The sequence below is a fragment of the Salmonella sp. SAL00653 genome (assembly GCF_046552515.1).
Lineage (GTDB): Bacteria > Pseudomonadota > Gammaproteobacteria > Enterobacterales > Enterobacteriaceae > Salmonella > Salmonella enterica.
Genome location: NZ_JBGDTY010000003.1, coordinates 340869 through 354151, shown reverse-complemented (window position 1 = coordinate 354151; position 13283 = coordinate 340869). Strand labels below are relative to the sequence as shown.

Here is a 13283-nt window from a genome sequence, read left to right as displayed (position 1 = left end):
TGAAATACAAAACGCCCGATGATGTTCATCAGGCGTTTTACAGACAAAAAACTGTCAACCTATATCAGGACTAGTCAGATGGGATAAAAATCTTTACGCTTATACGGCTGAATCTCGCCTGGCTTGCGGGTTTTGAGCAGCTTCAGGATCCAGGTGTACTGTTCCGGATGCGGGCCGACAAAAATTTCGACCTCTTCGTTCATCCGTCTGGCGATAGTGTGGTCGTCAGCCGTGAGCAGATCGTCCATTGGCGGGCGAATCTGGATAGTCAGGCGATGCGTTTTACCATTATACACCGGGAAAAGCGGTATCACGCGTGCGCGGCACACTTTCATCAGCCGACCAATTGCAGGCAGCGTCGCTTTGTATGTCGCAAAGAAATCAACGAATTCACTATGCTCCGGGCCGTGATCCTGGTCCGGCAGGTAGTAACCCCAGTAGCCCTGACGAACAGACTGAATAAAGGGTTTAATCCCGTCATTACGCGCATGCAAACGTCCGCCGAAACGCCGACGCACTGTGTTCCAGATATAGTCAAAAACCGGATTACCCTGATTATGAAACATCGCCGCCATTTTTTGCCCCTGAGAGGCCATCAGCATGGCTGGAATGTCGACGCCCCAGCCATGCGGTACGAGAAAAATGACTTTTTCGTCGTTACGACGCATCTCCTCAATGATTTCCAGACCTTCCCAGTCAACACGCTGTTGAATTTTTTTCGGACCGCGCATCGCCAACTCAGCCATCATCGCCATTGCCTGTGGCGCGGTGGCGAACATCTCATCGACAATCGCTTCGCGCTCAGCTTCGCTACGCTGCGGAAAGCACAAAGACAGATTAATTAGCGCCCGGCGACGAGAACTCTTCCCCAGCCGTCCGGCAAAGCGCCCCAGCGTCGCCAGCAAAGGGTCACGGAATGATGCCGGTGTTAATGCGATCCCCGCCATTGCCGCCGCGCCCAACCAGGCGCCCCAATACTGCGGATAGCGAAAGGATTTTTCGAATTCAGGGATATACTCACTATTATTTTTTTTGGTTTCCATGCTTTTCCAGGGTCTGCTGACGCGAAAAGGAATTGTGAATAGTGTAGCGACGTCTGCGCCGCACACAAAACAAAAAAGCCGGCACACATCGCGTACCGGCTCTGTCAGCGCATTTGTTAATCGAAGCGCAGTTGTGGCAGAACCTCTTTCACCTGTGCCAGGTATTCACGACGATCTGACCCCGTCAGACCTTCCGTGCGCGGCAATTTTGCTGTTAGAGGGTTAACGGCTTGCTGGTTGATCCATACCTCATAATGCAGATGCGGCCCTGTGGAGCGCCCGGTGTTACCAGAAAGCGCAATACGATCGCCACGTTTCACTTTTTGCCCCGGTTTCACCAGCAGCTTACGCAAGTGCATATAACGTGTGGTGTAGGTGCGTCCATGACGAATCGCAATGTAGTAACCGGCAGCGCCGCTACGTTTAGCGACCACGACCTCGCCATCCCCCACCGACAGCACCGGCGTACCCTGCGGCATCGCAAAGTCAACGCCACGATGCGGCGCAACGCGTCCAGTAACCGGGTTCAGACGGCGCGGATTGAAATTGGAGGAGATGCGGAACTGTTTGGCGGTCGGGAAGCGTAAAAAGCCTTTCGCCAGGCCAACACCGTTACGGTCATAGAATTTACCGTCAGCGGCGCGAATGGCGTAGTAATCTTTACCATCGGAACGCATCCGCACGCCCAACAACTGACTCTGTTCACGCTTGCCATCCAGCATCTCGCGCGACATCAGAACCGAAAATTCATCGCCCTTTTTCAGCTTGCGAAAATCCATCTGCCACTGCATGGCTTTTATCACTGCGCTGATTTCGCTGCTGGTTAAACCGGCCTCTTTCGCGCTGGCGACAAAGCTACCCCCTACCGTACCTTTCAGCAGACTGTTAACCCAGTCCCCCTGCTGCATTTCACTGCTCATTTTAAAACCGTTGGCAGTGCGATCGTAGGTACGCGTTTCACGGCGGGAGACTTCCCATGTCAGACGCTGTAAATCGCCATCGGCGGTCAGTGTCCAGGAAAGCTGTTGGCCAATTTTCAGATTGCGCAGCTCCTTATCAGAAGCGGCAAGTCGGCTAATATCGCTCATATCGATGCCGTACTGATTCAAAATGCTGCTTAACGTATCGCCTGTGGAGACGACGTATTCATGGACGCCGACTTCGCCTGCGGTTTTATCGTCCAGCTCATCCTGAGGAATAGCTTCATCTTCCTGCGCGGCCTGATCGATGGGTTCGCTGGCCTCCGGTAAGAGGGAACGAATCTCGCTTTTCTCCAGTTCAATAGTTTTAACGGTTGGTGCGGATTCTGGGTGGTAAACATAGGGCCGCCATACGGCGACGGCCAGTGTCAGAACGGTAAGTGACCCCAGCATAACGCGGTGGGGTCGGGGCAGATTATTAAATGCCAGGGCGACAGAGCGGGCTATCTGTTGCACGTATTCACTTCCTCGTTAATCTCCTTTCAGGCAGCTCGCATACTGGTTGGCTAATTGGCTTAAAAACGCTGAATAGCTTGTTTTACCCAGTTTAATGTTCGTCCCGAGGGGGTCCAGTGTTCCCATTCGAACGGATGTCCCTCTCGCCACGGCTTCCACGACCGCTGGCCTGAATTGTGGCTCAGCAAAAACGCAGGTTGCTTTTTGCTCAACCAACTGTGTTCTTATTTCATGTAAACGCTGCGCGCCAGGTTGTATCTCAGGATTCACGGTAAAGTGACCGAGCGGGGTGAGTCCGTAGTGTTTTTCGTAGTAACCGTAGGCGTCATGAAAAACGAAATACCCTTTCCCCTTGAGCGGCGCGAGCTCGTTACCGACCTGTTTATCGGTTGCGGCTAATTGTGCCTCAAAATCCTTCAGGTTGGCGTCGAGTTTGGCTCGACTTTGCGGCATAAGTTCCACTAATTTTTCATGGATTGCAACCGCTGTAGCCCGCGCTATCTCTGGGGAGAGCCAAAGATGAATGTTATATTCGCCGTGATGGTGATGTACGTCACCTTTTTCCTCATCGGCGCCCGTATGCGCATGTTCATCCTCATCATCATCCGCGCCCTTCATGAGTAACGGTTTTACATCGGCAAGTTGCGCAATGGTAACCTGCTTATTATCAGGAATATTCCTGACCGACTTCTCCATAAAGGCTTCCATTTCCGGGCCAACCCAGACGACTAAGTCCGCGCCCTGTAAGCGTTTTACGTCTGATGGACGCAATGAATAATCATGCTCGGAAGCCCCATCCGGAAGTAATACTTGCGTATCCGTAACGCCATCAGCAATGGCGGAAGCGATAAACCCAAGCGGTTTAAGCGAAGCGACAACGGCGGCATCGGCGGCCTGGGTTGCACTCCCCCAAAGCGCGGCGGATAATGCTGCGAAAAGAAGCGTATTTTTCTGTAACATAATGCGACTAATCATCGTAATGAATGTGTGAAATGTGATATTATAACATTATATCACTTCTGCAAGCCTAAAATTAACATGACAAGTTTAGTTTCACTGGAAAACGTCTCGGTCTCATTTGGTCAACGCCGCGTCCTCTCTGACGTGTCGCTTGAATTGAGCCCCGGAAAAATTTTAACGCTTCTCGGCCCAAACGGCGCGGGGAAGTCAACGCTTGTACGCGTGGTTTTAGGACTGGTAGCCCCTGATGAAGGGGTGATCAAGCGCAACGGGCAACTCCGTATCGGCTATGTCCCGCAAAAGCTCTATCTCGATACCACGCTTCCGCTGACGGTAAACCGATTTTTACGTTTACGTCCCGGCACGCAAAAAACGGATATTCTCCCGGCGCTTAAACGCGTTCAGGCCGGACATTTGATTGACGCGCCCATGCAAAAACTCTCCGGCGGCGAGACACAGCGCGTACTGCTGGCGCGTGCTCTGCTTAACAGGCCGCAGTTGCTGGTACTTGATGAGCCGACGCAAGGCGTGGATGTCAACGGCCAGGTCGCGTTATACGACCTTATCGATCAGCTGCGTCGCGAACTCGATTGCGCCGTGCTGATGGTGTCACATGACCTACATCTGGTCATGGCAAAGACGGATGAAGTGTTATGCCTGAACCATCATATTTGCTGTTCCGGCGCGCCGGAAGTGGTGTCTATGCATCCGGAATTTATCTCTATGTTTGGCCCGCGAGGCGCGGAGCAATTAGGGATTTATCGCCATCATCATAATCATCGCCACGATTTACAGGGTCGTATTGTACTGCGCCGGGGAAATGGTCACTCATGATTGAATTATTACTGCCCGGCTGGCTGGCCGGGATGATGCTGGCCTGCGCCGCTGGTCCTTTGGGCTCATTTGTGGTCTGGCGTCGGATGTCCTATTTTGGCGATACGCTGGCTCACGCGTCGCTTCTGGGCGTGGCGTTTGGCCTGTTGCTGGACGTTAACCCCTTTTATGCGGTAATCGCCGTTACGCTGCTGCTGGCCGCCGGTCTGGTATGGCTGGAGAAACGCCCTCACCTCGCGATTGATACCTTACTGGGCATTATGGCGCACAGCGCCTTATCTTTAGGACTGGTCGTGGTCAGCCTGATGTCCAACGTCCGCGTTGATTTAATGGCTTATCTGTTTGGCGATTTGCTGGCCGTCACGCCGGAAGATCTTATCTCGATCGCTATTGGGGTCGTTATTGTGCTGGCCATTCTCTTCTGGCAGTGGCGCAACTTGCTGTCAATGACTATCAGTCCGGATCTTGCCTTTGTCGATGGCGTGAAGTTACAGCGCGTGAAGCTGTTATTGATGCTGGTAACGGCGTTAACTATCGGCGTAGCGATGAAGTTTGTCGGAGCGCTGATCATTACGTCGCTGCTGATTATCCCCGCCGCAACCGCGCGTCGCTTTGCCCGTACGCCGGAACAGATGGCGGGCGTCGCCGTTGGTGTAGGTATGATAGCGGTTACAGGTGGACTGACCTTCTCAGCCTTATATGATACCCCAGCAGGGCCATCCGTAGTGCTGTGTGCCGCGCTGCTGTTTATCTTCAGTATGATGAAAAAGCAGGCAAGCTAAGCGTGTGTTACCCGGTGACGCTGCGCTTACCGGGCCTACAAAATCGCCCAGGTCTGATGAGCGCAGCGACTTCAGGCGCTAAGGCATCTCTGGCGGCGTGATCCCGAAATGGTTCCAGGCGCGCACCGTTGCCATACGCCCACGCGGCGTGCGCTGCAAAAAACCTTGCTGAATCAGATACGGCTCCAGCACATCCTCAATGGTTTCACGCTCTTCGCCAATCGCTGCCGCCAGGTTATCCAGTCCCACCGGACCACCGAAGAATTTATCAATAACCGCCAGCAGCAGCTTGCGATCCATATAGTCAAACCCTTCCGCATCGACGTTCAGCATATCCAGCGCCTGCGCGGCAATTTCCGCTGAAATAGCCCCGTCATGCTTCACCTCGGCGAAATCACGCACACGTCTGAGCAGACGGTTGGCTATACGCGGCGTACCGCGCGCCCGACGCGCCACTTCCAGCGCGCCGTCATCGCTCATCTCAAGCCCCATGTGCCTTGCGCTGCGCCCGACGATGTGCTGCAGATCGGGCACCTGGTAGAACTCCAGGCGCTGCACAATACCAAAACGGTCGCGTAGCGGCGAGGTCAGCGAACCTGCTCGCGTCGTCGCGCCAATGAGCGTAAACGGCGGCAGATCGATCTTAATTGAACGTGCGGCAGGCCCTTCGCCAATCATAATATCCAACTGGTAATCTTCCATCGCCGGATAGAGTACCTCTTCCACCACCGGTGAAAGCCGATGAATCTCATCAATAAACAGCACATCATGCGGTTCAAGATTGGTGAGCATAGCCGCCAGATCGCCTGCTTTTTCCAGCACCGGGCCGGACGTGGTTCGGAGATTGACGCCCATTTCATTGGCAACGATATTCGCCAGAGTCGTTTTACCTAACCCTGGCGGGCCGAAAATCAGCAAGTGATCTAGTGCGTCGCCACGCAGTTTTGCCGCCTGAATAAAGATCTCCATCTGGGAGCGCACCTGCGGTTGGCCGACATATTCCGCCAATAACTTCGGGCGAATGGCGCGATCGGCGACGTCTTCTGCGATCGTGGCGCCTGCTGAAATCAGGCGATCTGCTTCTATCATCCTTTACCTCATAACGCGGCGCGTAACGCGTCGCGAATCAGTGTTTCACTGCTTGCATCCGGACGGGCGATCTTGTTTACCATCCGACTGGCTTCTTGCGGTTTATAACCCAGCGCCACCAGCGCAGCAACTGCTTCTTGTTCTGCATCTTCCGAGGTTGGGCTGGCCGGCGATGTCAATACCAGATCGACCGCTGGCGTAAAGAGATCGCCATGTAGCCCTTTAAAGCGGTCTTTCATTTCGACAATCAGCCTTTCGGCGGTTTTCTTGCCGATACCCGGCAGCTTCACCAGTGCGCCAAGCTCTTCGCGCTCAACCGCATTCACAAACTGCTGCGCCGACATGCCGGAGAGAATCGCCAGCGCCAGCTTAGGCCCGACGCCATTCGTTTTAATTAGCTCTTTAAACAGCGTGCGCTCTTGCTTATTGTTGAATCCGTACAGCAACTGCGCATCTTCACGCACCACAAAGTGGGTGAAGACGATTGCCTCCTGCCCGGCCTCCGGCAGCTCGTAAAAGCAGGTCATAGGCATATGTACTTCATAGCCTACGCCCCCTGTCTCCAGCAGCACGATCGGGGGTTGTTTTTCGAGAATAATGCCTCTGAGTCTGCCTATCACATGACGCTCCTGCGTAAAGGGCTGAAAAGATAATGCACTATCATAAAAAAAGACTGGATGTTTATCCAGATGAAAAACACGTTATTCGCCTATCTCAATGGCCTTCCCTTCGAATCGGTCGCGCAACACCACCGGGTGCCGCCGCGCCCCATGATGTGGAGATATAATAAGTGTCTATAATAAATATAATTCAATAACATTTTCTGTAAGAATAATAAATAAAAAGTCCAGATACGCATTATCACTATAGCTTGAATTTCCTCCGGTGAAAGCACATCCTTTATAAACATTTTTAATCATCTTGTTATTTAATCATTCAGGACAGAAATTCAATGTTATTGAAAAATATTGTCATAGGTGCATTAATGGCTATTCCTGCGCTGGCGTCAGCTAATAGCCTCACGGAAACACGGGAAAGAATGGCCATTGAGCAACAAGCTATCGCCTATACTGTCAGCCAAAAGTGGGACAAGCTGGACGCTATGTTTCAGGAATACAATACCGGATTCCCGACAACCAGCGGCGGAACTCATAAACTGGTTATCGCATGGGGAGGGATCTATAATCTTTTTTCAGTAGATGTTTCCGACAATGGTATTTCTGGCGTGGCAAAAGAGTGGCTTAAAGCAAACCCCAAATCCACGGGTGCAAGGCTGCTGCAAGCAATGGTTTTTGATGCTAAAGCCGTGAATTTACGCGGTGAAGGTGCGGCCAGCACGGTGGACTCTGATATATGGCCGAAATATAAGAAGCTGATGATTCAGGAAAAAGAGTATCTGTTAAAGAACAAAGATATTGCCGACAAAGATGTGACCTGGTATCAGGAAATGGAAATGGTCGCACGCAATCTTGAGGATAAAGAGCTGCTCTATAGCACTTTGGAAGAAGCCAGCAAAAAATATCCCGCCTATCAAAATATTTATATCGAGGCCATGGTCGCTCGTTTGCCTAAATGGGGTGGTTCTCCGGAAGAAGTCGAAAAAATCGCCAGAGTGGCCGCAGAAAAAAACAAAGATCAATCGGGACTTTCTTACTACGCTTATATCTGGAGTAATGCAATCCATTACCAACCTGAATTAATGGCTTTACTGAATAAACGTCAGATTGTCTCCTGGGACGATATGCTGCAAGGTTGGAGAGATCGCTACAAACAGTTCCCATCAACCCGCACGCTTAATAATATTCTGATAACTTCCTGCATTGCCCGCGATAAAGACTCCTTTGTGAAAGCAGATAAAATGATTCAAGGGGAAACGGAGCGGGATACCTGGCCACAAGGGTTAAATTATCGGGAGTGCCAGCAGTCCTTCCAATAATTGCCAGATTACCATCACAGTTTAATGCACAGCATTAATTGAATTAAGCCGCCTCAGCCGTTATATGCAGAGGTGGTTTAATGGAAAATGTCCTTCAACCTCTGGACCATGAACGAGATAAACGGTACCGTTGTTAATCACTTCCTTACCCTTTACAAGAATAATAATCAGCGATTGATGAACAGTACAAACTCGATATTTTTTGCATTGCAACCTAACCTTTTGCACTTTCGCCTCCTGTTCCCCCTGGCGCTTAATATAACGCAGAGTCAGCCAAATATTTGCGCCAACCACTCTTGCCAGATCACACCTCACATGCCTATTAAAAACAAAAGCAATAAGCAATAAGCAATAAGCAATAAGCAATAAGCAATAAGCAATAAGCATGAAGAGAAACACAACCAGACAATAACATAGACTCAAAAAAATATATGGCGATACAAACAATTATATAATATGGAAAGGACAGTCCACTTATTCCCTGCGTTCGTCTATCTTCCCTTTCACTTTCACCTCTGGAAAGAGGTAAAAACATTATCACCGTAAATTATAATATTCATGATGGATATTTATTGATAATAATACCTTGTCATTATGTGAGTATAATGCTAATTATCCAATAGCGTAAAATAAAGGATATTATTTTAGGTAATAATGGAACATGAACATGAAAAAACATTATTCTGTCCAATATGAAACCGGGGATATCGTCTTTACCTGTATAGGTGCCGCGCTTTTCGGCCAGATATCCACCGCTTCACAGTGCTGGAGCAACCATGTTGGGATTATTATTGGTCATAATGGTGATGACTATCTGGTGGCGGAAAGTCGCGTCCCCCTCTCAACCGTCACCACGCTGTCACTGTTTATACAACGTTCAGCTGGACAACGTTACGCGGTTCGTCGCCTGTGCGGCGGTCTGCGGTCGAACAGAAACTCGCCATCATGGAACAGGTTCCCGCCCGGCTGAATAAGTTTTATCACACGGGGTTTAAATACGAGTCATCGCGCCAGTTCTGCTCGAAATTTGTGTTTGATATCTATAAAGAAGCATTATGTATTCCGGTAGGCGATATTGAGACATTCGAAGAATTACTTCACAGCAATCCTGATGCGAAACTCGCCTTCTGGAAGTTCTGGTTTTTAGGTTCAATCCCGTGGGATCGTAAGACGGTGACGCCAGCCAGCCTGTGGCAACATCCCAATTTAGAATTAATTAGTGCCTGTGGAATTGAAACCCCTCAACGCGAGGCTGAGGGAGAATGATTTAGCGCAACCTTCCCCGCGCCAGATTGAGTCGGCTCTCGCTCATTTGCATCACGTTCTGGCTAACATGGCAATGCGTAATGGCGATAGCCAGCGCATCTGCGGCGTCTGCCTGCGGGTTAGCGGGCAGTTTGAGCAACGTGCGCACCATATGCTGAACCTGGCTTTTCTCCGCGCTACCAATACCGACGACGGTTTGCTTCACCTGACGCGCCGCGTATTCAAACACGGGCAGTTCCTGATTGACCGCGGCGACAATCGCGACGCCGCGCGCCTGTCCCAGCTTGAGGGCTGAATCGGCGTTCTTCGCCATAAACACCTGTTCGATAGCAAAATAGTCCGGCTGGAACTGCGTGATGATTTCCGTCACGCCTGCGTATATGAGCTTCAAACGAGACGGCAAATCATCGACTTTGGTGCGAATACATCCGCTGCCCAGATAGGTCAGTTGTCTGCCTACCTGGCGGATAACGCCATAACCGGTAATGCGCGAGCCGGGGTCAATACCGAGAATAATCGACACGCTATACCCCCTGCCCGCCGGCGTTTAACAGCACCATTACAGGGTCGCCGCCACCTCATCAGAGATCTCACCGTTATGGTAGACTTCCTGGACATCGTCACAGTCTTCCAGCATATCGATCAGACGTAGCAGTTTCGGCGCGGTTTCCGCATCCATATCCGCTTTGGTTGACGGGATCATGGACACTTCGGCGCTGTCCGCTTTCAGACCCGCCTCTTCCAGCGCGTCACGCACTTTGCCCATCTCTTCCCAGGCAGTGTAAACATCAATCGCGCCATCATCATAGGTCACAACATCTTCCGCGCCAGCTTCCAGAGCAGCTTCCATGATGGTGTCTTCATCGCCTTTCTCAAAGGAGATGACCCCTTTCTTACTGAACAGGTACGCCACTGAGCCATCGGTACCCAGATTACCGCCGCACTTGCTGAAAGCATGACGCACTTCCGCTACGGTACGGTTACGGTTGTCACTCAGACACTCAATCATAATGGCCGTGCCGCCAGGACCATAACCTTCATAGATGATGGTTTCCATGTTCGAGTCTTCATCACCACCCACACCGCGAGCGATGGCACGGTTCAGAGTGTCGCGGGTCATATTGTTGGCCAGCGCTTTATCTACAGCAGCGCGCAGACGCGGGTTGGCATCCGGATCGCCGCCGCCCAATTTAGCTGCCGTTACCAGTTCACGAATAATTTTAGTGAAGATTTTACCGCGCTTGGCATCCTGCGCAGCTTTACGATGTCTGGTGTTGGCCCATTTACTATGACCTGCCATAAATATTTCCTCAAAAAAAGCGCGCCTTTTCAGGCGACGTTAATGACAAACTCTTCAATCGCTTGCCGGTTACTCCAGGACTTGGTAAGCGCCGCTGCGTCAGGCGCATCAAGCCACTGGTACGTCAGATGTTCAGTGAATATCACCTGCCGCTCATGCGGTAACGCAAGGCAGAACCAGAATTCTGTATTGTGCATAACGCCCGGCGCATAGCGATGACGTAAATGTGAAAAAATTTCAAACTCCACCGTACGTTGGCAGTCGATTAAGGTCAGTTGCTCTGCCGCAACATCAATCGTGACCTCCTCTTTGACTTCACGTACGGCGGCCTGCAACGCGGTCTCCCCTTCTTCTATGCTGCCAGTCACTGACTGCCAAAAATCAGGGTCGTCGCGTCGCTGCAACATTAGCACCCGTTTCGTATCCTGCGCGAAAATAACCACCAGGACCGAAACGGGACGCTTGTACACTTTATCCTTCACGCGACCTCGTTGTTGGCTGTTGAGTGACGCCGCGCATTGATGAGACTCTCCCTTGCGGGCCGCCGCGATATCACGCGAATGATGTCGTGTACATTGTTCATATCAGTTATTCTCGGCTTTCTTCACAACCTGAATCCCCAACTCCGTCAACGCTGCCTGGTTAGCGAAACTCGGCGCTTCGGTCATCAGACACGCGGCGGCGGTCGTTTTCGGGAAGGCGATAACATCACGAATATTATCGGTGCCGGTCAACAGCATGGTCAGACGGTCCAGACCAAACGCCAGGCCCGCGTGCGGCGGCGTACCGTATTTCAACGCATCCAACAGGAAGCCGAACTTCTCGCGCTGCTCCTGCTCATTGATACCGAGAATACCAAATACGGTTTGCTGCATTTCACCGTTGTGAATACGCACCGAACCGCCGCCCACTTCATAGCCGTTAATCACCATATCGTAAGCGTTAGCGACGGCTTCTTCCGGCGCAGTTTTCAGTTCAGACGCCGTCATGTCACGCGGGGCGGTGAACGGATGGTGCATCGCGGTCAGACCGCCTTCGCCGTCGTCTTCGAACATCGGGAAGTCAATCACCCACAGCGGCGCCCATTTGTCTTCGTCGGTCAGGCTCAGGTCTTTGCCCAGTTTCAGACGCAGCGCGCCCAGCGCATCAGCAACCACTTTTTTGTTATCTGCGCCGAAGAAGATCATGTCACCGTCCTGCGCGCCGGTACGTTCAAGGATAGCGTCGACGATGTCGGCGGTCAGGAACTTGGCCACCGGACTGTTAATCCCGTCCAGACCTTTCGCGCGCTCGTTAACTTTGATATATGCCAGTCCTTTCGCGCCGTAGATCTTAACAAAGTTACCGTAATCGTCGATCTGCTTACGGCTAAGCTGTGCGCCGCCAGGCACACGCAGCGCTGCCACGCGGCCTTTCGGATCGTTAGCCGGGCCCGCGAAGACCGCGAACTCTACCGATTTCAGCAGGTCAGCGACATCTACCAGTTCCATCGGGTTACGCAGGTCTGGCTTGTCGGAACCGTAGCGACGTTCCGCTTCGGCAAACGTCATGACCGGGAAATCCCCCAGATCCACGCCTTTCACTTCCAGCCACAAATGGCGCACCAGCGCTTCCATCACTTCGCGCACCTGTAGCGCGGTCATGAAGGAGGTCTCGACGTCGATCTGAGTAAACTCCGGCTGACGGTCAGCACGTAAGTCTTCATCACGGAAGCATTTGACTATCTGATAGTAACGGTCGAAACCGGACATCATCAGGAGCTGTTTGAACAGCTGCGGCGACTGCGGCAGAGCGTAGAATTTACCTTTGTGCACGCGCGAAGGCACCAGATAGTCGCGCGCGCCTTCCGGCGTGGCTTTGGTCAGCATCGGCGTTTCAATATCAAGGAAACCGTGATCGTCCATAAAACGACGCACCAGGCTGGTAATTTTGGCGCGAGTTTTCAGGCGCTGCGCCATTTCCGGACGACGCAAATCCAGATAGCGGTACTTGAGACGCGCCTCTTCGGTATTAACGTGGTTAGCGTCAAGCGGCAGTGAGTCTGCGCGGTTGATGATAGTGAGAGAGGACGCCAGCACTTCAATTTCGCCGGTCGCCATATCCGCATTGACGTTTTTCGCGTCACGCGCACGCACGGTGCCCGTAACCTGAATGCAGAACTCATTACGCAGTTCAGAGGCCAGCTTTAACGCGTCCGCACGATCCGGATCGAAGAACACCTGCACAATACCTTCGCGGTCGCGCATATCGATAAAGATCAGGCTGCCAAGATCACGACGACGGTTGACCCAACCACACAGAGTCACCTGCTGCCCCACGTGGGACAGACGTAGCTGTCCGCAATATTCTGTACGCATGAGATATCCCTTAACTTAGCCGCAGGCGGATTGTTGCCTGCCATGCAGGCGACGAAGTCGCAGCTTTAGCTGTATGTCACAACTGGATGAAAAAAGGCGGCTATTATACTGGAAATTCTGCCGCACGATAAGAGTCAATCCAGCATGGGAGCGATAACTTGCCCGTTTCATGCGGTATCGACACTTGGTTCATACTGACTGTACCCGGGTTTTTCACGCGGGTATTGCGTATGCTCACAAAAATTAACAATATTTGTCGCCGCTTTCCTCTTTAATCGCG

General features: G+C 51.8%; 12 protein-coding genes and 1 pseudogene. 4 read left to right on the top strand and 9 right to left on the bottom strand.

Annotated features, from left to right (window positions below):
• Positions 1–74: 74 nt before the first annotated feature.
• The 3 genes from lpxM to znuA form a co-directional block, all read right to left on the bottom strand.
• On the bottom strand, positions 75–1043 hold the full coding sequence (gene lpxM, locus ACLJRU_RS06445) for a lauroyl-Kdo(2)-lipid IV(A) myristoyltransferase (RefSeq protein WP_012664545.1): 969 nt from the start codon (positions 1041–1043) through the stop codon (positions 75–77).
• A gap of 116 nt (positions 1044–1159) precedes the next feature.
• Positions 1160–2479, bottom strand: coding sequence for a murein DD-endopeptidase MepM (mepM, locus tag ACLJRU_RS06440; RefSeq protein WP_001184032.1), 1320 nt, complete (start codon positions 2477–2479; stop codon positions 1160–1162).
• A 15-nt stretch (positions 2480–2494) separates the two neighbouring features.
• Entirely contained in the window at positions 2495–3439 is a 945-nt protein-coding gene (gene znuA / locus ACLJRU_RS06435; RefSeq protein ID WP_001540249.1) for a zinc ABC transporter substrate-binding protein ZnuA, read from the bottom strand.
• A gap of 78 nt (positions 3440–3517) precedes the next feature.
• Here znuA and znuC point away from each other — a divergent pair, with 78 nt between their 5' ends.
• Positions 3518–4273, top strand: coding sequence for a zinc ABC transporter ATP-binding protein ZnuC (gene znuC, locus ACLJRU_RS06430; protein ID WP_000203023.1), 756 nt, complete (start codon positions 3518–3520; stop codon positions 4271–4273).
• Positions 4270–5055: a zinc ABC transporter permease subunit ZnuB gene (gene znuB, locus ACLJRU_RS06425; protein ID WP_000571512.1), complete on the top strand. Its 786-nt coding sequence runs from the start codon at positions 4270–4272 to the stop codon at positions 5053–5055. Before znuC ends, znuB begins: the two co-directional genes overlap by 4 nt.
• A 78-nt stretch (positions 5056–5133) precedes the next feature.
• Here znuB and ruvB read toward each other — a convergent pair whose 3' ends face one another.
• Positions 5134–6144, bottom strand: coding sequence for a Holliday junction branch migration DNA helicase RuvB (gene ruvB / locus ACLJRU_RS06420; RefSeq protein WP_000568504.1), 1011 nt, complete (start codon positions 6142–6144; stop codon positions 5134–5136).
• 8 nt (positions 6145–6152) lie between these two features.
• On the bottom strand, positions 6153–6764 hold the full coding sequence (gene ruvA / locus ACLJRU_RS06415) for a Holliday junction branch migration protein RuvA (protein ID WP_000580334.1): 612 nt from the start codon (positions 6762–6764) through the stop codon (positions 6153–6155).
• Between the two features lie 419 nt (positions 6765–7183).
• On the opposite strand from ruvA, the gene ACLJRU_RS06410 reads away from it, so the two are divergent.
• Together ACLJRU_RS06410 and ACLJRU_RS06405 are read left to right on the top strand one after the other, a co-directional pair.
• Positions 7184–8080, top strand: a complete 897-nt coding sequence (locus ACLJRU_RS06410) for a DUF4034 domain-containing protein (protein WP_023235016.1) — start codon at positions 7184–7186, stop codon at positions 8078–8080.
• 667 nt (positions 8081–8747) lie between these two features.
• Positions 8748–9346, top strand: a pseudogene (locus tag ACLJRU_RS06405) (YebB family permuted papain-like enzyme).
• 1 nt (position 9347) lies between these two features.
• Here the strand turns inward: ACLJRU_RS06405 and ruvC are convergent.
• From ruvC to aspS, 4 genes are all read right to left on the bottom strand, one after another.
• Positions 9348–9869: a crossover junction endodeoxyribonuclease RuvC gene (gene ruvC / locus ACLJRU_RS06400; protein ID WP_000022511.1), complete on the bottom strand. Its 522-nt coding sequence runs from the start codon at positions 9867–9869 to the stop codon at positions 9348–9350.
• A gap of 36 nt (positions 9870–9905) precedes the next feature.
• Complete coding sequence (locus ACLJRU_RS06395; RefSeq protein WP_000907244.1) at positions 9906–10646, bottom strand: YebC/PmpR family DNA-binding transcriptional regulator; 741 nt, start codon at positions 10644–10646, stop codon at positions 9906–9908.
• A 29-nt stretch (positions 10647–10675) separates the two neighbouring features.
• Positions 10676–11128 carry a dihydroneopterin triphosphate diphosphatase gene (gene nudB, locus ACLJRU_RS06390; RefSeq protein WP_000653693.1) on the bottom strand — a complete coding sequence of 151 codons (453 nt, stop codon included), beginning with the start codon at positions 11126–11128 and terminating at the stop codon, positions 10676–10678.
• 102 nt (positions 11129–11230) lie between these two features.
• Complete coding sequence (gene aspS, locus ACLJRU_RS06385) at positions 11231–13003, bottom strand: aspartate--tRNA ligase (protein ID WP_001258626.1); 1773 nt, start codon at positions 13001–13003, stop codon at positions 11231–11233.
• Between the last annotated feature and the right edge of the window lie 280 nt (positions 13004–13283).

Excerpts from the sequence above, each read along its gene's own strand:
- lpxM (WP_012664545.1), bottom strand. The coding sequence starts at position 1,043 with ATGGAAACCAAAAAAAATAATAGTGAGTATATCCCTGAATTCGAAAAA.
- ACLJRU_RS06395 (WP_000907244.1), bottom strand. The coding sequence starts at position 10,646 with ATGGCAGGTCATAGTAAATGGGCCAACACCAGACATCGTAAAGCTGCG.
- ruvB (WP_000568504.1), bottom strand. The coding sequence starts at position 6,144 with ATGATAGAAGCAGATCGCCTGATTTCAGCAGGCGCCACGATCGCAGAA.
- ACLJRU_RS06410 (WP_023235016.1), top strand. The coding sequence starts at position 7,184 with ATGGCCATTGAGCAACAAGCTATCGCCTATACTGTCAGCCAAAAGTGG.
- aspS (WP_001258626.1), bottom strand. The coding sequence starts at position 13,003 with ATGCGTACAGAATATTGCGGACAGCTACGTCTGTCCCACGTGGGGCAG.
- znuA (WP_001540249.1), bottom strand. The coding sequence starts at position 3,439 with ATGTTACAGAAAAATACGCTTCTTTTCGCAGCATTATCCGCCGCGCTT.
- znuB (WP_000571512.1), top strand. The coding sequence starts at position 4,270 with ATGATTGAATTATTACTGCCCGGCTGGCTGGCCGGGATGATGCTGGCC.
- znuC (WP_000203023.1), top strand. The coding sequence starts at position 3,518 with ATGACAAGTTTAGTTTCACTGGAAAACGTCTCGGTCTCATTTGGTCAA.